Raw genomic sequence first — 22778 nt, 5'->3', positions numbered from 1 at the left:
ATTCTAACCAACATTATCGGTATTACGCATAAGAGTGGAGCCCAGCAATAATCAAGTTGACGGCGACCAGGTTAAACATGATAATTGCAAACCCTCCGACTGCCAGCCATGCAGATTTTTCCCCGTGCCAACCGCGGGATAACCGCAAATGTAGAAAAGCCGCATAGAAGAACCACGTGATAAGCGCCCACACTTCCTTAGGGTCCCAACCCCAAAAACGATCCCAAGCCTGTTGCGCCCATATCATAGCAAAAATTAAAGCACCAAGGGTGAACACCGGAAATCCGATTGCTACTGCCCGGTAGGAAATTTCATCCACTAAATCAGGATTCGCCCGTTTCAACAATGGCTGAATAGCGGCCGCAATCCGTCTCCTTAAAATCAATCTTGCTAACAAATACAGTATCGCACCAGTCAGTACAGACCAAATCAGTGTATTAAACTTCCTTGCAGCATTTTCACCATGCATCCAACCAGGCGCATCGAACCAAGGCTGCATAGAACCTTCCGTCAACAACTCTCCGTCATTCGGACCGACAATCGCAGGAAGCTGATACTCCACGGACATTTCTTCTCCCTCAACCGGGAATTGAAATTCTGCACTGTAATTTAAAGCGCTGAATAAGGAAGAAATGATAACAAAACCCAACGTGGAAAAGATGGCGTATAGGACTACTTCCAGCCAGGTTGTCCGTTTACTGCGCTTTGTTTGGTCGATTTGTCTTATCAAATAAATCAGTCCGGCTGCAAAGCTGACCGCCAATATCGCTTCACCGGCTGCCGCTGTCGTAACATGGATATACAACCAATGACTTTTCAGCGAAGGAATTAGCGGGGATATATCCCGCGGGAACATACTTGCATAGGCAATGATCAATAAAGCGACAGGTAATGTAAATAGGCCAAGCAAGTTCAACCGGTATATAAAATAAATGATGATAAAGGCTAAAACAAGCATCATGCCAAAAAAAGTGGTGAATTCAAATAAATTACTTACCGGTGCATGCTGGCTTGCAATCCACCTGGTAATAAAATAACCTACTTGTGTCAAAAAACCGATGATTGTAATCGTAATGGCCACTTTTCCTAACGTACCATTGCCTTTATCCGACCGTTTATCCCTTATCGTGCCGGCAAACACAAAAGTCGCCACTAAATATAAAATAAACGCAACATAAAGCAGTGTACTGCTTAACTGAATCAAATCTCCCATCGTTCTCCTCCTTCCGCCGTTTGTTTACAAACGACGCTATTGCTTAATTTCCTGTTGATCCTCTACCATGTTTAATTCGGTTCCCTCAATTGCTTTTTCGATTTCACGCTTTATTCCATACCAGTTTTTATTCGTATGGCCTGCAAGCATTACTCCGGACTCTGTTGGATGAATCCATACCCTGCGGTGCTGCCAATACATACCCTGGATGACACCAATCATGAAAATCAAACCACCAAGTGCGATAATCGGAAGAGTATAGTCGCGTTTAAGCGTCAGACCGGTAACATCTCGCACTTCAAAATTTTGTAACCCAACTTTATAATCGTTTTCTCCAGATGCATCGACATTTCTGCCGATTCCTGCAAAGCTGACTTCCGGCGTGTCTTCCCCTGGCGGATAAACAAAAAAGACAAATGCTGGATTTCGCGGATACTTGGATTGAGAAACCGGTGTGCCTTCGTCCATGGAGTATTCAGGGAAATATTGGTCAATAACCACGCGGAAGCCATTGTCCAGTTCATACTCGTACTCTGGGTCCATCAAATTGACAGTAAAACTGGCAAGGGCTTCTTCTGCTTCATCATCTGTTTCATGGATTTTAAACGTCATGGATTTAAACTCATCAAGCTGATAACTCGACTGGTAAAGTGCATATCCGTCAAACTTCAGAGGTTTGTTTACTTGGATACTGCCTTCCTTCACCTTCTCCAATTCCGGGTTTTCTCCTGCGACAGCTTCTCCTGAAGCCTTATAAATGACTGCATCTGTCTGGTAATTGCTCGGTACAGCACCACCTTGTTTTTGAATGGCTACCTGATACCTTTCATCATTTTCATCGTAAGTTTCAAGGGTGAATTCTTTATTTTCCACATAATACTGCTGGTCTGTGTCCGGGACGACAGCTGTTTCTCCTTCCCTTACCCAAACATAATCGTCTATGTACATGAAAGGAATAAAACGCATGAGTGCACCTAATAAAAATACAATCAATCCGATATGATTGACATACGGGCCCCATCTCGAAAAGCGACCCTTTTCAGCAAGTATATGTCCGTTTTCTTCCGTAAGCTTATACCGCTGTTTTTTTAACTGTTTTTTCACATGGTCAATATCCTGAGTGGTTATGTCCTCCGACTCACTAAACAATCGCTGCTTCTGCAAAAATGCTTTGTGCCGTTTTGGTTTCTGCATCTTCAAAGCTCTGCGAAGCGGAACATAGCGATCAATACTGGCAATGATGATGGACGTACCGATCAAAGCGATCAAAATCATGTACCACCAGGAACTGTATAAATTATGTAAACCCAGCTGATAATAGATTTTACCCAATATTCCGTATTGATCGGCATAATGCTGTGCCGGGTCAACATTCGGTGGAATATACATTTCCTGTGGAAAAATCGTTCCGATTGCAGAAGCGATTAATGTTATGACGATTAACGTCACTCCTACTTTCACCGACGAAAAGAAATTCCATATTTTATCTATTATCGACTTATTGTAGGTTTGTGACCTTCTTGCACTGCCTTCATAACGCATGTTTAGTAGTTTCCCGGGTTTATTGCCATCTATATGCTGATTTTTTTCAATCGGCTTTCCGCAAGCTTCACACAAGACGGTTCCTTCCGGATTGACATGTCCGCAAGATTCACAAGTTATTTGTTTCATTCCAATCCCTCACAATTTTCCGCTGTTGTTATTGAGGTTCGATTTTTTGCAAATACCCCTCCAACCGATCTAGTGTCAATGCACCCGATACCTTGTCCACAACTTCTCCATCTGCATTGATAAATAAAGTAGACGGGAGCTCACCGACATCATATAATTCCAATATTTGTCCCCCATTATCTCTGACAATCGGAAAACTAAGCTCATACTTATCGACGAATCGGTTTACGACTAAATCGTTTGAATCCATACTGACAGCTAAGATTTCTACACCTTTTTCTTTATATTCCGGATACAGGCTTTCCATATAAGGCATCTCGTCTTTACACGGTCCACAGTAAGTGGCCCAAAAATTAAGCATGACCCCTTTCCCTTTTAAATCATCAAGGGATACTTCTCCGCCTTCGCCGTTCAAGCGTTCCAATTTAAAATTGGGCGCCTCTGCCCCTACTCCTATTACCGTTTTATCCTTTGTGAAATTGGAAACCAACGCAAATACCACCGCTGCCAACAACACAAGGAGTATGCTGGAACGGAAAAGAAGACGCATGTTTTTCTTTCTTTGCTTCCGTTTTTTTGCTTCCTCTATTTTACTCAACGTACTCACTCCCTACGCCATTATATCATTAAAAGCAAGCCGGATTTTTGAACATTATTTAACATTTTCTTCCGCAAGTGTCCGAAGCTTCTTCACTTCATGCGGAGTCAGCTCCCGCCATTCGCCTGCATTTAACCCATGCAGGTTCAAAAATGCATATTCTTCCCGCTTCAATTTATCAACCGGATATTGCAAAGCTTCCATCATTCGTCTAATGTGGCGGTTTTTCCCCTCATGCAAAACGATCTTGACAATCGCCGTATTTTTCTTTGCATCCGTCGACAAAATTTTCGCATAAGACGCTCTTAACCGTTCTCCTTCTGAGACGACCCCTCTTTTCATCTGCCGTAATGCTTCTTTATCAGGTATCCCCTTTGTCTTAGCAACATAAACCTTGTCTATTTTATGTTTTGGATGCATGAGCAAATTGGCAAAATCTCCGTCATTCGTCAAAAGCAGCAAACCAGATGTATCATAATCCAGCCTGCCGATCGGGAACACACGCTGTTCGATTTCCGGCAAAAAATCGGTTACGACTTTTCGGTTTTTATCATCCTGAACACTTGAAATTACACCTCGTGGTTTGTAAAGGAGATAATAGACCGGTTCTTCCTTTTCTAGCGGCACCCCATTCACCTCTACCTTGTCATCGGAGGACACTTTCGTACCAAGCGTTGTAACAACTTGACCGTTTACCTTCACTTTTCCTTCTTCAATAAGTTTTTCTGCTTTCCTACGGGATGTAACCCCGCTTTGTGCGATTACTTTTTGCAGTCTTTCCTGTTCGTTAGCCATTTTTATCACCAAGTCTTCTTTTAATATTTGTATTTGTGGGTTTTATTGCCGATTACCAGACAATAAGAAGAGCGTTAACTTTAAAGTCAACGCTTAGTTTGAGAAAACAATCGTCACGATAACGATTGAAGCTATTATACCAATTAGGTCTGCCAACAGTCCAACTTTTAAAGCATCTCCCATCCGACGGATTCCAACCGACCCGAAATAAATCGTAATAATATAGAATGTGGTATCTGTACTCCCCTGCATAGTAGAAGCGAGCCTTCCAATAAACGAGTCGGGACCGTGTGTATGAATCAGCTCCGTCGTCATTCCAAGAGCTGCGGTGCCTGAAATCGGCCGAATGATCGATAGAGGAACGATATCGGGTGGTACACCAAAAACATGCAAAAGCGGTGCAAGGAACGAAATAAAAGCATCCAAAGCCCCTGAACCTCGCAGTATCGCAATCGATACCATCATCCCCAATAAAAAAGGAAGCAAAGAAAAGGCCATCTGAATCCCCTCTTTGCCACCTTCCACAAACAGTTCATAAGAAGGAAGCTTTTTCCAAGAAGCAGAAATCAGGACAACTAAAACAATGAGCGGAATCATCCAACTGCTGATTGTGGAAACGAAACTCATTTTTTCTGCTTTCTCACCCTTCTATAGTAAAATAATCTATCGATCATAATTGCCGCTGTTGATGATATCAAGGTGGCGATAATCGTCGTACCGACTATTTCGGTCGGTGCAGTTGAATCATACTTCATACGAATGGCAATGACTGTAGCTGGAATCAGGGTCAAGCTGGAGGTGTTGATCGCCAGAAAAGTGATCATAGAACGGCTGGCTTCATCCGTCTGGCTCAGTTGTTTCATCTGCTGCATCGCTTTGATACCCATGGGTGTAGCAGCATTGCCGAGACCGAATAAATTTGCCGTGAAATTGGATAAAATATATCCCATAGCCGGGTGATCTTTAGGAATTTCCGGGAACAATCGAGTCACCACCGGTTTGAACAGCTTGGCAAGCATGGCAAGAAGGCCAGCCTCCTCGGCTACTTTCATCAGCCCCAGCCAGAAGACAAGCACACTAATCAATCCGATTGACAACGTAATTGCATCATCGGCACTTTCGAATAAAGCCTTATTGACTTCCTCCATGGTTCCATTGAACATGGCATATATAATCCCGACAACGGCCATTCCTGCCCAAATATAATTAACCACTTAAAAGACCCCTGTCATCTTTTGAAATAGCTGCCAAAAACCGTATCGGCCTGTATCATGGCCGGAATCACTTTTCCTAATCGTCATTTCCGTTAAATAATTGCCATTTACATTGAAAACCTTCTTTCCGATTGTCTCTGGTTGGCTGTCAGCTTCCAAAGCTGAATGCAGAAAATAAGCTGAACTAGTCACTTGCTGTTGTTCTTTGTGCGTAAGTGGATACTGGAGGTTTTCAGGGAAGTAACCGCTCAGTTCTTTATTTGTACCTCGAATATTAAATTGCTCCACTCCCCGCTCTTGTAAATCCGTCATCTGATAATTTTCAAATCCCCAATCAAACAAACGCATATGGTCCCGCCAATCATCCGGATCGTTTATGGTTACCATAATAAGGGACATTCCGTCTCTTTCGGCTGTTGAAACAAGCGTTCTTCCAGCTTTTTTTGTGTAACCTGTTTTTCCACCGGTACAATACTCATAATACTGGGTCAGTAACTTATTTTTATTTCCCCAGGCATATGTCCTCGTTTCTGCCTTATAGGATTTAGCGCCGGTGATCTCTTTAAATATGTCATTGTCCATCGCGTACCGCATCAACAATGCCATATCATAAGCGCTGGAACGGTGATTTTCCGAATCAAGGCCATGAGGATTTTCAAAGGTTGTATCGGTCATACCGAGCCATGCAGCCTTTTCATTCATCATATGGACAAATCCTTCGACACTTCCTCCTACTTTCTCGGCAATCGCAACTGCCGAATCGTTACCAGACCGCAACATCAGGCCATATACCAGGTCTTTCAATTTCATTTTTTCCCCTTCTTCCAAATAAATGGAAGAGCCTTCGGTATAGACGGCACGTCTGCTGGCTGTCGCCATATCCTCCAATTCTCCCGATTCTATTGCAATTATCGCGGTCATTATTTTCGTAATACTTGCTATACGCTGTGGTTCATGAGCATCCTTTTCAAACAACACTCTTCCTGTAGACTGTTCCATCAGAACGGCGTGTGCAGCTGAAACCCCTGGTGCAGCCGCTGCCTGTCCAGGTAGGAAGATCACTATTACTAAACAAATACCGCTAACGAGATGTATTAATCGCTTCAACGTTATACCTCCCTGCCTACTCTCTTGTACCATCATATGCAGGAAGGACAGGCGTATGTATAAAAGCGCTAATTAGAAACATCCGAACCATTCAAAAACCGGAACAACCAGCGAAGTGCATTATCCATTTTCGCTGCCTGTTCCGGTCCCAAGTTTACACCAAGGGGAAATTCAATTGCCTGGCAGTTTCTAATCTCCGGGAAACAGACTGCCAGTTTACTATATTCCACCAATTGTTCACATAGTCTGCACGTTTGTTTTCATATTGCAGGTAATATGCATGCTCCCATACATCTAACACTAGCAATGGGATAACGTCCCATAAACTGAACATTTGATGTTTTTCGATCGTTTGGATGGCAAGTCGACCTGAGCGCGGCTCCCAAACGAGTGCAGCCCAACCGACTCCCTCGACCGATTCGGCCGCTTTGGAAAAAAGGGATTTGAACGCATCAAACGAACCGAAATCCTGTTCTATTTGTCTCAGCAATCTTCCAGAGGGTCTCCCGCCACCACGTGGGGACATGTTTTCCCAAAACAAAGAATGAAGAAAATGGCCAGAACCATTAAAAGCCTGTTGCCGCATCCAATGTTTTATTAAGTCACTATCCGGCTTTTTCGTGTACAGTTCTTGTTCCGCTTTGTTCAAACCGTCTACATAGGATCGGTGATGCCGATCATGGTGAAGACGCATGATGCGCTCGGATATATAGGGCTCCAACGCATTATAAGGATATGGTAAATCAGGTAATTTGTGCTGTCCTGGCTGTATTACATCCGGCCTTTGTCTCGGCTTTTCCATTAAATATTTTATTAGATGAAACAGTTTGACGCTTTTCTCCTCTACCAGCTCTATTTTTTCGTCTGTAGGTTCCTCCTTTTCTTCTAAAAGGGTATTCAATAAGGCTTTCCAGTCGATCAGTTGTTTTTTCCATTCTTCAGAATCCTTTTCATCTAATTTAACGCTTCCCATTTTTTCTTCAATTTCCTGACCCCAATTTTTCAAGGAGCTTAAGTACTGTTTCTTTTTTTCGTTCATCGAATCACCTCCCGATATTCTATGCCCGGGAACTCGCCTATGTGTGCCTAGGAAAGCCAATTCCATTTAATTGGAAAGGCATTTTTTTAGCAGCACTTCCAGCAGTCCCTCACTGGAAGTCTGATTGAAAAAGTTAGTTGTAGCTGAGATCATATTCTTCTATCTATTATTTATTTTGTGATGGTTTAAGTCCTACTAAAAAGACTTAGAAAACAGAAAAAGCATCAACATGAAAACATGCTGATGCTTCTGCCGTGCGATACGCTTATGGTGACAGCCCTAATCAAGACATTCTCTTCTGGTCTGCCGTTTCGTAATAGCTTAATTCCTCGCGCATATACTGAAATGCTTTTTCTAATTGTTCCATCAATCGTAAAAAAGAATAAGGGGGTTGATGATGGAATTTAATACTCGTTTTTCCCGAATAAGATGCCCGGCTATCCTCATACCACACATCATTTTTGGGTGAAAAGAAGCCCAAAATGAACTGATGATGAATTCCACACAAGGTCCGTTCAGCCGCAGTCTCCCGGATAGGTTCTTCACGAAGCAGACCATTAACCGTATCGTTGGCTTCGTCACAAAAAACCTCCAGTCTTCTAAGCGCCTTTAACAGTTCCTTATAATACTCGAACTCTCCGCTTCCTTCCTCATGCATTAAATCTTCCAATTTACAATTGTTTAAATAACCGCTGATTTCATGGAGAGATTGTTCCAGAAAAATGCTTACTTCTTTTACATGAGCATTTAACAAATCGTCGTCCATTATTAAGCCTCCCGTTACCTCTGTTGATAAAATGATTGAAAAATAGGCTACTGTCCATTTTCCTCTTCCAATTGATCCTGGAATTTCTTAAAAAACAAATCGGCTTCCCCTTCGACATCCGCTTGTTCGACATTTTCAGGAAGTGGCGGAAGTTCATCAAGGGAACGAAGGCCAAAATAGGTAAGAAACTCTGTTGAGGTCCCGTATAATATCGGCCTTCCCACCCCTTCTTTTCTTCCTTTCTCACTAATTAGCCCTCTGGACATCAGCGTTTGAACCGGACGGTCACTTTTGACGCCTCTGACTTCTTCTATTTCCGCCCTCGTGATGGGCTGTTGGTACGCAATAATGGCCAAAGTTTCCAGCGCAGCTTGAGAAAGCCTTGAAGCTTGCGGTGTGTCCATTAATTTTTGGTAATACGCTGTGTGTTCGGGCTTTGTGGTTAGATGCAGCACTTCATTTGACTCCATTATCGTTATACCTCGCTCAGCATGTTCATAATCGTATTTTAGTTCCTCAAGAACATGTTGAACAGCTTCTGCATCCAACTCTAAAATTTGCTCGAGTTGCTTTTGGCTGATTCCTTCATCTCCCGATGCAAACAAAAGTCCTTCCATCACTGCTTTATATTCTGATAACTCCACGTGGTTCACCTCATGTAATAAATCATTAGTTCGTCAAAATGCTTCTCTTGGGTGCAGTAAACCTGTTTCCCTTTCATCAATTCAAGTACAGCCATGAACGTAACAACAATGTGGGAACGAGAAGGAAAAGGGAATAATTCGTCAAAAGCAATTCCGTCCGGTCGTCCCTTTACTTGTGTCATGACTTCTTCCATTCTCTGTTTAATAGGGATTTCTGTCCGTTGAATTTTTGTCGAGACAGGCTTCTCCCATTTTTTTCGCTCCATAATTTTATTCATGGCAGCAATCATATCATAGATGGAAACATCTCCTTGTACCATTGGCTTGGACCCTGATGCTTTTTCAAACTCAACAGGCGGTCTCGTGTATATTTTATTGGCTTCCAGCTCTCTCTCCTTTAATTGATCTGCCGCTTCTTTATATTTCCGATATTCTATCAACCGGCGCATTAGATCTTCTCGGGGATCTTCTTCATATTCTTCATCTTCCGGTTCTACAGTTTGATTAGGAAGCAGAAGCTGACTTTTTATAGCAAGCAGCGTTGCCGCCATGACCAAATATTCACTGGCTATATTGAGTTCAAGCTGCTGCATCGTATGTATATATGTCATGTACTGCTCGGTGATTTCTGCCACAGGAATATCATAAATGTCAATTTCGTACTGATTGATCAAATGCAGCAAGAGATCTAACGGGCCCTGGAATGCATCCGTATGTACTTCATATTTCAAACTCATCATTTCTCCTCCCTTGCTGATCCATCATTCGACCCTGGTCTTTCCGGCTCTCCAGTATATAGTAAACTTGGTTCCAAGTTAAAAAATTTTCCCAGCCGGCATATATGCCCATACGCCATCGTGTAAAACGCATAGATTATTACTGTAAGTTAAACCATTACGTTTCAATCAAAGGAGGCATTAGATATGGGTGCATATTACGGTGGCGGATTCGCTTTGATCGTAGTACTATTCATTCTTCTAATTATTGTAGGTGCAGCCTGGCTATAAAAGCCAATTAGGACTCGATCAAGAAATTCTAAAACCCTGTAAAAACCGGCCTACATTTTCTGCAAGGCCGGTTACATAATTTGAAGCGTAACTCCGCATATCCTATTATACGATAACTCTTGAAACTCGAAAAGCCAGCTCTATAATAAAGCTGGCTTTTTTCAAGCGCTCCAGACAAATAAACATTATTGTCCCGCTTCACATCTTTCAAGAAAACGCTCTGTCATATCATCGGCACAAACAGCATACTGCTGCTCATACATATTCTTGACTGCTTGAACCATTTTTTGTCCGATGCCAATGTTTCGGTGTGAAGGATTAACCGTTAAATGCTGGATGACTACATTAATTTCATTTTCAAACCGGACACCGACAGCTCCGAGAATGTCTTCTTCTTTCCATAGGAACAACTGCCAGTCTGGATTTTCCTCATATTCCTTAATGGTGCTTTGCAGTTTCTTTACTTCTTTCTCTTCCGGCATAAATGACAAAAGCCCCATTGCAATTTTTTCAAAGCTTTTCTTATAGCGAATTAACATAATTACCCCTCAATTAGAAATTAGCTTACTTATGATCGATAGAAGAAAAATGAAGCCGACTATTGCCATCAGCCAAAAAAGCTTTTTCTCCTGTTTATCGCTATTCATTTTTATTATCACCCTTTATTTGGTGAACTATAATATATTTATGGACTATATTATCCATTTTGTCAAATAACTGCATACCTTACAGGATGATATAAAACCAATAAATGAGTCCCCATACTAAACCAATTCCCAGCAAAACGAAAAAAAGTATCCAATTTCTTTTTTTCTCGCTCATGAACTCCACTCTTTTCTATACCAAATTTATTTCTTTGAAATCGCCGTTTCCACACATTTTCGTTTTCCATCAATTTTCCGTACGCTTCCTCATATCTTTGACAGGCTCGTATTAATTACTGCAAACCTAAAACGCTATCTCTTCCATTTTAGTGGTCTAAAACAGAAAGTTCAAGATACAGGAAGACCAGCGCAGGAGTCTCGCTTATTTCCTCTGTTATGCTAATTTACATCACGTCAGGGATCACCTTCCCATTCCTATAGCGCCACTCAGTTGCCAAAAAAGGCAAAAAAAGCGAGCACTTTAGGAGGCTACTGAAAAAGTCCTTTTAATCTAAAGTGGCTGTCAAAGCTCGTTGTTGATTCCGCGAATCGCTTGTCGGTGGATTTCTGCCGCGGGCACGGCCTCAGCTAACTTGGTCAAGAAGATCACTTGACCAAATGGATCTTTGGCTCGCGCGTTCCCGCAGGTGTCACCACCGCTCGCTCATCGCGGAATTGCCAAAGGCCTCTCTCTCTTTGATTTAAAAAAGAAAATCACTCTTTTTACTTGTACATCCCAAGATCCTGATGCCCGTTTGGGGCATAAATGAGCTGACTCTGCTTTCTTTGGATATAAGACACACCTAGGCATGACGCAGGAACGTATTATTAGGGCGGCCACAGTGACTACCGGAGAGAAAACGGACGGAAGCAATTACCTGCGTTGGTAAAGAAAAGCCAAGAAGCCGGGATAGGAGTAAAGGAAGTCATTGGAGATACAGCTTATTCGGCAAAGGGAAATATTAACTATGCCAAAGAACACAAGATCGACTCATTTCCAAGTTTAACCCTTCGGTTTCTTTTGGATATCGTAAGAAAGAAGAAGAATTTGAACCTAATAAAGACACTGGCTTGTACGTTTGTCTGGCTGGTCATATGACTTTTAGAAAAGTGTAAACGGTGTCCCTTCAGAAAAGATGTTATAAACCTGGTGCCAAAACCAAAAGTTATTCGGTAAGCTTAAAATCCGACGAATATATCATATCGGTCAACACACCTTTCAAAACAGTGATACCGTTAAAGAAAGGGCGAAGGAACGATATAAGATTGGAGCTAAAAATAGTGAATGGAAGGATATGAGGCCGCCTCATCTTCGGGTCTCGAAGGCATGCGCGTTCAAGGTGCGATGCGATTTTCAACGGCAAACGTAAAACGAATCGTTAAACTAATGAAGGAATAGAGGCACAAACCTCTAAAATTAGACGAAAAGCGGTCAGTATGGAATAATTTCCGCACTGACCGCTTTTTTAAAATTCTACCTATCATAAAACTTCAGTTTTTCAGTGGCCTCGCCCTTTAGGCCCTCTTTTTAAACAGTTTCTACTTTGACCTCTTTCATGACGTCTCCCTGTTTAATACGCAATACTGTGTCCATTCCTTCAATTACTTGTCCAAAAACTGTATGAACACCATCTAAATGCGGCTGTGGTTCGTGTACAAGGAAAAATTGGCTTCCCCCAGTATCTTTTCCAGCATGAGCCATCGATAAGGAACCTGCAACATGTTTATGCGGATTTCCTTCGGTTTCGCACTTGATCGTGTAACCTGGTCCACCAGCACCTGTACCAGTAGGGTCTCCTCCTTGTGCGACAAAGCCCGGGATCACTCGGTGGAAAGTTACTCCGTTGTAAAAACCGCTGTTAGCAAGCTTTTCAAAGTTTGCCACTGTATTAGGAGCAGCGTCCTCATACATTTCTATTTTGATTACTTCCCCATTTTCAAATTCAATCGTTGCTTGTTTCATAATTAAACCCTCTCCTTTATGCCGTATGGCAAATCATTTCGTGTCAAATCTTCAAAAGATTCCCTCTGGATTACCAACTGAGCTTCACCTTGCTCGGCAAATACCACCGCTGCTTTTGGAAACCGATTATAGTGATTGGACATGGAATACCCATATGCTCCTGTGCTGAATACTGCCAGAATATCTCCAGGTTCTACATCTGGAACTTCCATATCCCAAATCAGCATATCACCCGATTCACAGCACTTTCCAGCTATGGATACCGTTTCAGTCAATGGCGCATCCGCCTTATTCGCAACGACAGCTTCATATTTAGCCTGATAGAGTGCTGGCCGTATATTATCTGTCATCCCACCATCAACAGACACATATTTTCTTATACCAGGTATGTCTTTGATGGAACCCGTTTTATATAGGGTAACAGCTGCATTTCCTACAATCGCTCTTCCAGGTTCAATCCAGATTTCCGGATAATCCAGTCCATAATATTCTACCTGTTTCTCTACTTCTTGTACAAGAGCATCCACATAACCATTCAAAGGAAGTGGTTCATCTTCCGTTGTGTAACGGATTCCGAATCCGCCTCCCAGATTAAGAACTTTCGGCCGGTATCCATAATGTTGATTCCACTCTCCAAGTGTTTCAAATAGCCGACGAACAGCCATCAAAAAACCGTCAGTTTCAAAAATTTGGGAACCAATATGGCAATGCAAACCGATTACATTGATGGAATCAATCTCACGAAGCAGACGATACGCCTGCTCTGCTTGCCCGTTCCCCAAATCAAAACCGAATTTAGAGTCTTCATTTCCAGTTAAAATATAATCATGGGTATGAGCTTCAATCCCCGGGGTTACGCGCAATAAGACATCCATTTTCTTGCCTTGCTTGTTCAGGACATCCTTCAATAATTCGATCTCATAAAAGTTATCGAGCACGATACAGCCGATATTGTGGCTTACTGCCATATCTAATTCCTGAAAACTCTTATTATTCCCGTGTAAATGAATCCTGTCAACGGGAAACTCAGCTTGCAGCGCTGTATGCAATTCCCCCTGTGAAACGACGTCAAGGCTCAAATTTTCCTGCTTTGCTACTTGCAGCATCGCTATCGAAGAAAAAGCCTTGCTGGCGTACGCCACTTGGGCACGGACACCAGCTTTTCGAAAAGTATCTACAAATGCCCTCGCATTTTTTCTAATCAACGAAACATCGTACACAAACAGAGGTGTTCCATACTTTTTTGCTAAATCAATAGTATCTACACCACCGACTACCAGATGACCGTTTTCATTTGTATGAAAAGGATGATTCATTCCCCGCACCTCCATTATAAATTGCTGCAGCCCAAAAGTATGTTTATGTGTTGCTGAGCAAGGGGATATCGTTTTTGATCAGTTGGAAACAACCTGCATATCGTTTGATTTTCTCCACTTTTCAAAAAATAGATAAAGCTAATTTACCATAACCTTGTCGAAGGTTCAACGTTTTGCTTTTGGCTGCTTGTAATTGTTACGGGGATGTACGATGCTTGGCCTGTCTTTGGTTAAAGGAACGGATACACGAAAGATAATCTGTTGCATGGCTTTGGCGTTGAACGGAATAAACGGCCATAAATAGGGTGTATTTAATGACTTGGTCAAGCTTAGTGCCAATATATAAACCGTAAACCCGATAACCATTCCCTTTAATCCAAAGATCGAGGTTACAATAATCAAAATCATTCGGGACAATTTATTGGCTATGCTCAATTCGTAACTCGGGGTAGCAAACGAGCCAATGGCACAAATCGATACATATAAAATGACTTCCGCACTGAATAGACCCACATCGATAGCAATTTGTCCAATTAATACGGCGGCGATCAACCCCATGGCAGTAGAAAGCGGGGTTGGCGTATGAATCGCTGCCATCCGTAAAAATTCGATCCCAATGTCGGCGACGATCAATTGCAAGACAATAGGTACGTTCCCTTCTTCATTCGGTCCGATGAACTGAAGAAATGATGGGAGATATTCCGGTTCCATTACCAATACCAGCCAAAATGGCAGCAGGAATACCGATGCAAATATCCCCAAAAAGCGAACCCAGCGCACAAAGGTCCCGATTGCAGGCGCTTGTCTGTATTCTTCCGCATGCTGAACGTGATGGAAAAAAGTAGTCGGAGTGATGATCATGCTCGGCGAAGTATCCACCATGATTAGAACATGGCCTTCCAGTAAATGAGTCGACGCGACATCAGGTCTCTCGGTGTACCTGACGAGCGGGAAGGGATTGAAGCCTTGTTTTACAAGGAATTCTTCAATGGTTTTATCCGCCATGGAGATCCCGTCTATTTCGATGTGTTTTAATTCGTCCTTGATTAGTTTTACGAGGCCGTGGTCCGCAACATCCTGTAAGTAAGAAATGCAAATATCAGTTTTGGAACGTTCTCCTACTTTAATCATCTCATGACGGAGCCGCTCGTCTCTGATTCTTCTCCTCGTTAAAGCGGTGTTTTCGATAATATTTTCTGTAAAACCATCCCTAGAGCCCCTAACGACCTTTTCAGTATCCGGCTCTTCTGGTGTACGACCTGGATAAGTACGGACATCCACTACATATGCTTCCGATTCATTATCCATGAATATAACGATTAATCCGCTAAGCATTTGGTCTATTGCTTCATCCATGGTGGACACTTTGGTAACTTGTTGATGGACTAGGTGGCTTCCTATTATCTCAGAAATATTGCTTTTATTTCTTCCTGTTGTAACAGAGGAGGTTTCATTGATGTCCGTTAGTTTCTTTAACAGCTCGACAATCGTTGGTGTCTCACAAAGACCTGTCAAATAATAGAGCTGTATTTTTTTCTTCAATATGTCCAGTTCGCGAAAACCAACGTCAAAGGATGTACCGACACCGACTTTTTCTTCCATAAAATGCTGGTTATCCAAGAGGTCTTTTGATATGGTGTTTTTTTTCTTCTGTTCTTTTTGTTTTTTCATCGATTACCACCTCTTTCCAGGATGATTTCTATGGCTTTTCTCGTAATCGGTGATCCCACTTTCACGTCATCTTTTCCTTGCATTTTCCCAATATCGCCAATGGCAACCACGACAGGAATATCTACTTGGTCCAAGGCATAAATCGTATCCCCGTTTATCCTTCCAATTTCGGGAATGGGGATACCTTCTTTGCTGATGCCGTAGGAAGTCAATTCGCCATCCTGGTCAATTGCCAGTGTGAATCTTGTCCATTCTGCATTTTTAGTATGCGAGGCTACAGCAATTGCACCAATTATTTGTACCTTTTCGTTTGCTGCAAGTGCGAGTAATATTTTCTCGCCTGCCCCAGGGCCCGGTGCCCCACCGTCATCGATCAAAACATATACCGGCTCTTCTTCCGCAGCCATTATTGCTTCTGTTACCTGATTTTCCGTCACATGTGTGGGATTATCGGATAAATACGACAAGCAAGTTCCCCCGATTTCCCTAGATAAGTAATCGATGGTTTTCTTTGCGTATTCATCCCCATCTGTAATGATAATTACCTTTTTCGGTCGTACCATGGCACCGATTCCTTTCGGGTGGTGATAATTATTTAACAAAAAATATCCATTGAAACAGCGAACCGGCTATTTTTCCAAGCACAATAGCCATGAGCAGCCAAAGAAGATGATTTTCCATCCCGATCCGTTTTGCTAATAATGGAAAAACATTCAATACTTCCGTCAGCGCTGCAGCCAGCATTCCTATGAAAACGCCGTGGAAAGCTCCCCAGAAAATCGGAACCCACAATGATAGATGAAGTGAAACACCGACGAAGGAAAGATAGGTGCCAAATAGAGCGCCAACTGTCACACTTGCTTCATACGTTTTAATAAAAGCGTTGGTTTTGCTTAATTGAACGAGTCGCGGAATGATGCCCAGTACCGTCAGGAATGCGACAAACCCAGTTCCTACTACAAGCCCGGACGCTAATCCAATAAATATCTCAACGAGTATGGTGATTATCATGCTCTTTATTCAACTCGTTTTCATGGTAAGTGACATAACTGTCCAGGTCCTGCTGGTATTTAAATATTTCCACTTCCAATGGACTTGGTTCTTCATTGAACCTTTTTTTGAATAAATGGTTAAAAAAAAGGATCATCCCTATCCCCAAACCAAATGAGTAAGGAATTTGCATCCAAAGGGGATAATCTTTGTGTTCTCCTGTCAACAAAAAATGCAACCGTTGTTGGACATCCTGCATACTGACATCATAGTGAAAGTTCATGATTGCCATCGCTGATCCAATAAACAGGAGTAACCAGATCAATGTCACCAGCAGAATGGGAACCTCTTTCTTCTTTTTTTCAATCATTAATATTGTTTGAGCTGCGCCAACTTGCTGGAATTCCAGATTGGGATAAAGAACGGTCAATTTGTCAATAACAGTGAAAATGTCTATTACCGATACATTTTGATCTTCAGGGGTTACTTGATAAATGTGTGTTTCACCCAACTGTTGAACATCGGCCATGGTACCTGATATAACAGCGATATCCTTAAGACGGATTGTTGTATCCTCCGTGACATATAGCTTCTTCTTCAATCTCAGGTATACAATACCTTTCAAACCAGCCACCTCCACTGTCGGATTCCTTCTTATTATGGATAACCGGTACCGTAAACATGCATCAACTGCCCAAAAGCCCGTCAAGGCATTTGGGAAAAGAACAACTTATTCCATTACAATTATAAGACGAATGAAAGGAACGATCTCGCTATTGCCGAAAAATGGAGAATGTCAGTAAGATAAACTTCTTTTGACATCGTTTATCATTTGAAGGGGGAGGTTTCTTTTGGATGAACGTTACTCTACATAACAACGGGGTAGTACAAAACCATTTGATCAAAGAAAAAACCGAACAATGATTCGAATATGATAAACATTCGAATTCGCTCGGTTTTCATTTTATAATCGGCAATTAAAAGGCTTCCAGGGTCTCTGGTAAGGTACTTGGCTTTCAAGCCGCCACAGTATGACAAGATACTCTTCTAAACACCGATCTGGTCTTTTATATATTGAAGAATTCGCTTTTCGAGCCGCGATACTTGTACTTGAGAGATTCCAAGCCGTTCTGCCACTTCTGATTGTGTCTGGTCCTTATAGTACCGGAGATAAACAATCAGCCTTTCCCTTTTTTCCAGGTTCCGGATTGCATCTTGCAACGCAATTTTGTCAAACCACTTCGTATCCTGTTCTGCTATTTGATCGAGCAGGGTAATCGGATCTCCATCATTCTCATATACGGTTTCGTGAATCGAATGAGGGAGTTTGGAAGCCTCCTGAGCATGAACAACTTCCTCTGGCGATATCTCCAGCTTGTCGGCTAGTTCACTAACAGTCGGCCCCCGACCTAGCGTTTTGGTCAATTCATCCTTTGCTTTACGTATCTTATTCCCTGTTTCTTTCAAGGACCGGCTCACCTTGACACTACCGTCGTCCCGTATAAAACGTTGGATTTCTCCGATAATCATGGGCACGGCATATGTACTAAACCGCACATCATAGGACAAATCGAATTTATCAATGGATTTTAACAAGCCAATACAACCAATTTGAAACAAATCATCCGGATCATATCCCCGGTTGATAAAACGCTGGACAACGGACCAAACCAACCTGACATTACTTTCCACAAGCCGATCTCTGGAACACTGGTCACCTTTCTGACTTTTCACAATCAATTCCTTTACCTGTTCATTTGTCAATGGGTCCTCTTTATGACTTTTTTTCAGCTCTATCTCCATCGGCATCCCCTTAATTGCACAAGGTTTTACTCTTTTTCAGTTGTTTATACAACTTAAGCGTGGTGCCTTCTCCGGGGTGTGAAATAACCTCAACCTTATCCATAAAATTTTCCATGATGGTAAATCCCATTCCCGAACGTTCCAATTCAGGTTTCGAGGTGTACAATGGCTGTACGGCTTCGTCAATATCCTGGATACCTACACCTTCGTCCCTAATGATTAATTCAATTTCATCGTCCTCAATGGAACAACTGATATAAATCTTTTGGTTTTCACAATTGTCATAGCCATGAATAATGGAATTCGTTACGGCTTCGGAGACAACTGTCTTCAGTTCGGTTAATTCGTCCATCGTCGGATCAAGCTGTGCCACAAAAGACGCGACAGTAACACGTGCAAATGCTTCATTTTCACTGATACTGGTGAATTCTAAATGCATATTATTTTTCATGAGGCTACCCCCAAACGAAGCAATGCATACTCTTCACTTTCTTCCAGCCGAAGGATTTTAAATAATCCCGACAAATCAAACAAACGTTTCACTGCAGGAGATATTGAACAAACAACCATCTCTCCACCCAATTGCATCACTTCTTTGTACCTCCCCAAAAATACTCCCAATCCAGAACTGTCCATGAAATCCAATTCTTCTAAATTTAATATTACATGTTTCGCGTTATTATCCCTGATTGCCTGCTGCCATTCCTTTTTCAAACGATCTGATGCATGGTGGTCAAGCTCACCCGAGAGACGAACCAATAAAACATTCTCTTTGGTTGTAAATTGTACGTTTAGACTCACTACTGATTCCTCCTTACTGTTTCTGTAGTGAATCTTTTCTTTACCGATTAACTTAAATCCTGCAAGGTGACAAAAGAAGTGATAATTCGTTAAAACCAGAAAAAATCAATCTTTTTTCAACATGGCATGAAACGTCCTTTTAAATAATTGCCAGTAACCTGCATGGTCAACGTTTTCTTTTACTATCAGTGGCGTTTCGGATAAGATGTTCCCATCATGGACGATTTCGACCTTTCCTACTGTATCTCCCTTTTTTAATGGGAGTGAAATATCTTCCTTCATGACAACATTGGTTTCGATGTCATCCAAAGGCTCCCCTTTTTTGTAAATCAAGGATATTGGTTCATCGGTAACCGCATCAATCGTCTCATTGGCTGCTTTTAACAGCTTCAACTTTGATACTGGTTGATTGCTCTTAAATAACTGTTTGGTATCAAAATGGTTGAATGCATAATCAAGCATCTGCGTGACATCACTGTTGCGTTTCTTAGGTGTATCTGCTCCCAACACAACACTAATCACCCGCATATCATCTTTCTTTGCGGTTGCGGTTAAACAATATTTTGCTTCAGAAGTATAACCTGTTTTCAGTCCGTCAACCCCCGGGTAAAACTTGACCAGTTTATTTGTGTTGACCAGCCAAAACTCGTCCTCTGTACCTTCTCGTAAATAGCCGTCATATATGCTTGTATATTCTGTTATTTCTTCGTGCTTTAACAGTTCCTTTGCCATGATTCCCATATCGTAAGCCGTACTGAAATGTCCTTCTGCAGGCAGCCCTGTCGTATTTTGGAAACGTGTATTTTCCAATCCTAATTTTCTTGCTTTATCATTCATCATTTTGACAAAGGCTTGTTCACTTCCGGCAATTCTTTCTGCCAATGCAACACTAGCATCATTTCCAGAAGCGACAGCCACCCCCATCAAAAGATCCTTTACCTTCATTTCTTCTCCTGCCTCAAGAAAGATTTGCGACCCACCCATCGAGGCGGCATAATCGCTCACTCTCACTTTTTCATCTAGTTTTAATTTCCCCTCATCCAAAGCTTCCATAATAAGAATCATGGTCATGATTTTCGTCATGCTCGCCGGCGGCAATTGCTTATGTGCATCTTTTTCATAAAGGATTTTTCCCGTGTCTCGCTCCAACAATATTGCTGATTGAGAGTTCTCTGCTAGATTCAGCTGATCCTCTTCTGTCTTGTCATTATTTTGATTATCCTTATTTTCCTCAGCCATCAAGTTGCCGGGCAAAACGACAGAGAAAATCAACAGAAACGAAAGTAGCAAGATTATTTTTTTCATAGCAATACCTCCATATGTTAGTATTGCTATTTTTTCCATGTAGAGGATAATTTATAACAAAAAAATGACCCGGATTTAACCCGGGTCATTTCATTATTTGATCACTTCATATATTAGCTGTTGTTTTTTTGGTTTTTCTTGGGCAATTTTGTATGCTTCTTTCACTTTTTCCAAGGAATCATTCGGCGTTGTATCTTCACTATGCAAAACCGCTATCGTTTCACCTTTTTTCACTTCGTCGCCGATTTTTTTGTTCAGGGTTATACCGACGGAATGATTGATTTTATCTTCTTTTGTCGCCCTTCCTGCCCCCAAATACATGGCTGCAACCCCTATCGATTCGGCATCTATCTCTTCTACGTATCCTTCCTTGTCAGACACCACCTTGATATGGTGGGCTGCTGCCGGCAGTCGGGATAAATCATCAATCATGGATATATCCCCGCCCTGGGCAGAAATGAATGTACGGAATGCTTGGAACGCTTTTCCATTATCCAGATTGTTTTCAAGCTCGCCGTATGCATCCTGATAAGATGAAAAAGCCCCTGCCAACACCGCCATATGCGCGGCCAATTCCAGGCTGAGATTCCGTAAATCCTCGACCTTTTTTCCCTGGAGTACTTCTGCAGCTTCTTTTATTTCATTTGCATTACCGATTTCATAGCCAAGAGGCTGGTTCATATCACTAATTACGGCTATCGTGTTACGGCCTAATTTCTTGCCAATATTGACCATCTCTTGAGCAAGTGCCCGTGATTCATCCAATGTTTTCATAAAAGCTCCGGATCCTGTTTTCACATCCAAGACGATACTGTCTGCTCCGGAGGCAAGCTTCTTGCTCATGATGGAACCAGCAATTAAAGGAATGGAATCGACTGTTCCCGTTACATCTCTCAATGCATAGAGCTTTTTATCTGCTGGGGCCAAATTGCCTGTTTGGCCAGCTACAGACAGCTTATTTGTATTGACGTTTGAGATAAAATCTTCTTTGCTCATTTCAATTTGAAAACCGGCAATCGATTCTAGTTTATCCAATGTTCCTCCTGTATGACCCAATCCCCTGCCGGACATTTTCGCTACAGGTACACCGACCGAAGCAACCAAAGGGCCGGTGATAAAAGTAATTTTATCTCCTACGCCTCCTGTGGAATGTTTGTCCACTATATGCCCTTCGATTGCCGATAGATCGATAGTATCTCCAGATTGCGCCATTGCTTCTGTAAGAACCGCTGTTTCATCAGCGCTCATTCCCTTAAAATAAATCGCCATCATTAGTGCAGAGGCTTGATAATCCGGGATGTCTCCAGCGGTGTATCCTTCGACAAAATAACGAATTTCCGCCTCTGTCAACATTTGACCATTCCGTTTCTTCAGTATCACATCAACCATTCTCATAGTAATCACCTTTTATGGTAAAGTTTTGACAATTTGTTTCACGAAACTTAAGAAATCCTGACGTACCTGTTCAGTCGTTTCGATTACTTCCTGATGAGACAAAGGCTGGTCCAGAATACCAGCTGCCATATTGGAGATACAAGAAATACCTAGTACTTTGATTCCCATATGGGCTGCTACGATCACTTCAGGCACCGTTGACATTCCAACCGCATCGCCTCCCAGTGTACGTAGCATTTTTACTTCTGCTCCCGTTTCATAAACAGGACCAGTATTACCGACATACACACCTTGTTGAATCGATAAATCCAATTGTTCTGCACATTTGCGAGCATGTACCAGTAAATCTTTGTCATAAGCGCGAGACATGTCCGGGAAACGGGGACCAAATTCTTCTTCATTAGGACCAATCAACGGATTTGTTCCCATATTGTTGATATGATCCTCGATCAGCATTAAATTCCCTGGTTCAAAGTTTTCGTTGATACCGCCGGCTGCATTGGTGACTAGTAATTTCTCCACTCCTAATAGCTTCATGACACGTACAGGAAATGTTACCTGATCCATATGGTATCCTTCATAAAAATGAAAACGTCCCTGCATAGCAATTACTTGCTTTCCTTCAAGTTCGCCGGCCACCAATTGGCCTTTATGACCGGATACCGTAGATTCTGGAAAATGCGGTACCGTCTTATAAGGAATGACGACAGGATTTTCGATTTCTTCGGCCAGTACTCCGAGGCCAGAGCCAAGTATCAGACCGATAACCGGCTTCTCCTCCAACTTAGATTCAATAAATTGCACCGATTCTTTCAATTCTTTCTTATTCATTGGCT

25 protein-coding genes and 1 pseudogene are annotated in these 22778 nt (G+C 42.1%); 2 read left to right on the top strand and 24 right to left on the bottom strand.

Going from position 1 to position 22778, the window contains the following annotated elements:
• Positions 1 to 22 precede the first annotated feature (22 nt).
• From ccsB to BN1067_RS13340, 11 genes are all read right to left on the bottom strand, one after another.
• Entirely contained in the window at positions 23 to 1213 is a 1191-nt protein-coding gene (ccsB, locus tag BN1067_RS13390) for a c-type cytochrome biogenesis protein CcsB (protein WP_053219352.1), read from the bottom strand.
• A 36-nt stretch (positions 1214 to 1249) separates the two neighbouring features.
• The gene (gene resB, locus BN1067_RS13385; protein WP_053219351.1) at positions 1250 to 2884 is read right to left on the bottom strand and encodes a cytochrome c biogenesis protein ResB; all 1635 of its coding nucleotides are present in this window, start codon (positions 2882 to 2884) and stop codon (positions 1250 to 1252) included.
• Positions 2885 to 2912: 28 nt separating this feature from the next.
• Positions 2913 to 3491, bottom strand: a complete 579-nt coding sequence (resA, locus tag BN1067_RS13380; RefSeq protein WP_324777897.1) for a thiol-disulfide oxidoreductase ResA — start codon at positions 3489 to 3491, stop codon at positions 2913 to 2915.
• Positions 3492 to 3536: 45 nt separating this feature from the next.
• Positions 3537 to 4277, bottom strand: a complete 741-nt coding sequence (locus BN1067_RS13375) for a pseudouridine synthase (protein ID WP_053219350.1) — start codon at positions 4275 to 4277, stop codon at positions 3537 to 3539.
• Between the two features lie 93 nt (positions 4278 to 4370).
• Positions 4371 to 4904, bottom strand: a complete 534-nt coding sequence (locus tag BN1067_RS13370; RefSeq protein ID WP_053219349.1) for a spore maturation protein — start codon at positions 4902 to 4904, stop codon at positions 4371 to 4373.
• Positions 4901 to 5491 (bottom strand): nucleoside recognition domain-containing protein, encoded by a 591-nt coding sequence (locus tag BN1067_RS13365; protein WP_053219348.1) that lies wholly within the window; start codon positions 5489 to 5491, stop codon positions 4901 to 4903. The genes BN1067_RS13370 and BN1067_RS13365 overlap by 4 nt, the downstream gene beginning before the upstream one ends.
• On the bottom strand, positions 5492 to 6631 hold the full coding sequence (locus BN1067_RS13360) for a D-alanyl-D-alanine carboxypeptidase family protein (protein ID WP_110943490.1): 1140 nt from the start codon (positions 6629 to 6631) through the stop codon (positions 5492 to 5494).
• 121 nt (positions 6632 to 6752) lie between these two features.
• On the bottom strand, positions 6753 to 7637 hold the full coding sequence (locus BN1067_RS13355) for a superoxide dismutase (protein WP_053219346.1): 885 nt from the start codon (positions 7635 to 7637) through the stop codon (positions 6753 to 6755).
• A 283-nt stretch (positions 7638 to 7920) separates the two neighbouring features.
• On the bottom strand, positions 7921 to 8403 hold the full coding sequence (locus tag BN1067_RS13350; RefSeq protein ID WP_053219345.1) for a DUF3907 family protein: 483 nt from the start codon (positions 8401 to 8403) through the stop codon (positions 7921 to 7923).
• Positions 8404 to 8450: 47 nt separating this feature from the next.
• The gene (gene scpB / locus BN1067_RS13345) at positions 8451 to 9047 is read right to left on the bottom strand and encodes an SMC-Scp complex subunit ScpB (protein WP_053219344.1); all 597 of its coding nucleotides are present in this window, start codon (positions 9045 to 9047) and stop codon (positions 8451 to 8453) included.
• 5 nt (positions 9048 to 9052) lie between these two features.
• Positions 9053 to 9784, bottom strand: coding sequence for a segregation/condensation protein A (locus tag BN1067_RS13340; protein WP_053219343.1), 732 nt, complete (start codon positions 9782 to 9784; stop codon positions 9053 to 9055).
• Between the two features lie 186 nt (positions 9785 to 9970).
• Here BN1067_RS13340 and BN1067_RS13335 point away from each other — a divergent pair, with 186 nt between their 5' ends.
• Positions 9971 to 10054, top strand: a complete 84-nt coding sequence (locus tag BN1067_RS13335) for a YjcZ family sporulation protein (RefSeq protein WP_035426703.1) — start codon at positions 9971 to 9973, stop codon at positions 10052 to 10054.
• 185 nt (positions 10055 to 10239) lie between these two features.
• On the opposite strand, the gene BN1067_RS13330 is transcribed toward BN1067_RS13335, so the two are convergent.
• Positions 10240 to 10593, bottom strand: coding sequence for a GNAT family N-acetyltransferase (locus BN1067_RS13330; protein ID WP_053219342.1), 354 nt, complete (start codon positions 10591 to 10593; stop codon positions 10240 to 10242).
• Between the two features lie 839 nt (positions 10594 to 11432).
• On the opposite strand from BN1067_RS13330, the pseudogene BN1067_RS20235 reads away from it, so the two are divergent.
• Positions 11433 to 12097, top strand: a pseudogene (locus tag BN1067_RS20235) (transposase); the annotation flags it as partial.
• Between the two features lie 129 nt (positions 12098 to 12226).
• Here the strand turns inward: BN1067_RS20235 and BN1067_RS13320 are convergent.
• From BN1067_RS13320 to BN1067_RS13265, 12 genes are all read right to left on the bottom strand, one after another.
• Positions 12227 to 12661: a peptidylprolyl isomerase gene (locus BN1067_RS13320; RefSeq protein ID WP_053219340.1), complete on the bottom strand. Its 435-nt coding sequence runs from the start codon at positions 12659 to 12661 to the stop codon at positions 12227 to 12229.
• Between the two features lie 2 nt (positions 12662 to 12663).
• Positions 12664 to 13977: a diaminopimelate decarboxylase gene (gene lysA, locus BN1067_RS13315; RefSeq protein WP_053219339.1), complete on the bottom strand. Its 1314-nt coding sequence runs from the start codon at positions 13975 to 13977 to the stop codon at positions 12664 to 12666.
• A gap of 165 nt (positions 13978 to 14142) precedes the next feature.
• The gene (locus BN1067_RS13310) at positions 14143 to 15648 is read right to left on the bottom strand and encodes a spore germination protein (protein WP_053219338.1); all 1506 of its coding nucleotides are present in this window, start codon (positions 15646 to 15648) and stop codon (positions 14143 to 14145) included.
• Positions 15645 to 16211: a stage V sporulation protein AE gene (locus BN1067_RS13305; RefSeq protein ID WP_053219337.1), complete on the bottom strand. Its 567-nt coding sequence runs from the start codon at positions 16209 to 16211 to the stop codon at positions 15645 to 15647. The genes BN1067_RS13310 and BN1067_RS13305 overlap by 4 nt, the downstream gene beginning before the upstream one ends.
• A gap of 28 nt (positions 16212 to 16239) precedes the next feature.
• Positions 16240 to 16659 (bottom strand): stage V sporulation protein AB, encoded by a 420-nt coding sequence (locus BN1067_RS13300; protein WP_053219336.1) that lies wholly within the window; start codon positions 16657 to 16659, stop codon positions 16240 to 16242.
• Positions 16637 to 17272: a stage V sporulation protein AA gene (locus BN1067_RS13295; RefSeq protein WP_324777977.1), complete on the bottom strand. Its 636-nt coding sequence runs from the start codon at positions 17270 to 17272 to the stop codon at positions 16637 to 16639. Before BN1067_RS13295 ends, BN1067_RS13300 begins: the two co-directional genes overlap by 23 nt.
• A 413-nt stretch (positions 17273 to 17685) precedes the next feature.
• Positions 17686 to 18441, bottom strand: coding sequence for an RNA polymerase sporulation sigma factor SigF (sigF, locus tag BN1067_RS13290; protein ID WP_053219335.1), 756 nt, complete (start codon positions 18439 to 18441; stop codon positions 17686 to 17688).
• A gap of 10 nt (positions 18442 to 18451) precedes the next feature.
• Positions 18452 to 18892: an anti-sigma F factor gene (gene spoIIAB, locus BN1067_RS13285; protein ID WP_053219334.1), complete on the bottom strand. Its 441-nt coding sequence runs from the start codon at positions 18890 to 18892 to the stop codon at positions 18452 to 18454.
• The gene (gene spoIIAA / locus BN1067_RS13280) at positions 18889 to 19242 is read right to left on the bottom strand and encodes an anti-sigma F factor antagonist (protein WP_053219333.1); all 354 of its coding nucleotides are present in this window, start codon (positions 19240 to 19242) and stop codon (positions 18889 to 18891) included. The genes spoIIAB and spoIIAA overlap by 4 nt, the downstream gene beginning before the upstream one ends.
• A 105-nt stretch (positions 19243 to 19347) precedes the next feature.
• Positions 19348 to 20547: a D-alanyl-D-alanine carboxypeptidase family protein gene (locus tag BN1067_RS13275; protein WP_053219332.1), complete on the bottom strand. Its 1200-nt coding sequence runs from the start codon at positions 20545 to 20547 to the stop codon at positions 19348 to 19350.
• A 93-nt stretch (positions 20548 to 20640) separates the two neighbouring features.
• Complete coding sequence (locus BN1067_RS13270; RefSeq protein ID WP_053219331.1) at positions 20641 to 21942, bottom strand: pyrimidine-nucleoside phosphorylase; 1302 nt, start codon at positions 21940 to 21942, stop codon at positions 20641 to 20643.
• Between the two features lie 12 nt (positions 21943 to 21954).
• Positions 21955 to 22773, bottom strand: a complete 819-nt coding sequence (locus BN1067_RS13265; protein WP_053219330.1) for a purine-nucleoside phosphorylase — start codon at positions 22771 to 22773, stop codon at positions 21955 to 21957.
• Between the last annotated feature and the right edge of the window lie 5 nt (positions 22774 to 22778).

It is taken from the genome of Virgibacillus senegalensis (assembly GCF_000821245.2).
Taxonomy (GTDB): domain Bacteria; phylum Bacillota; class Bacilli; order Bacillales; family Amphibacillaceae; genus Sediminibacillus; species Sediminibacillus senegalensis.
Note: the sequence above shows the minus strand (reverse complement) of the source record. Positions and strands in the feature narration are given on the sequence as shown.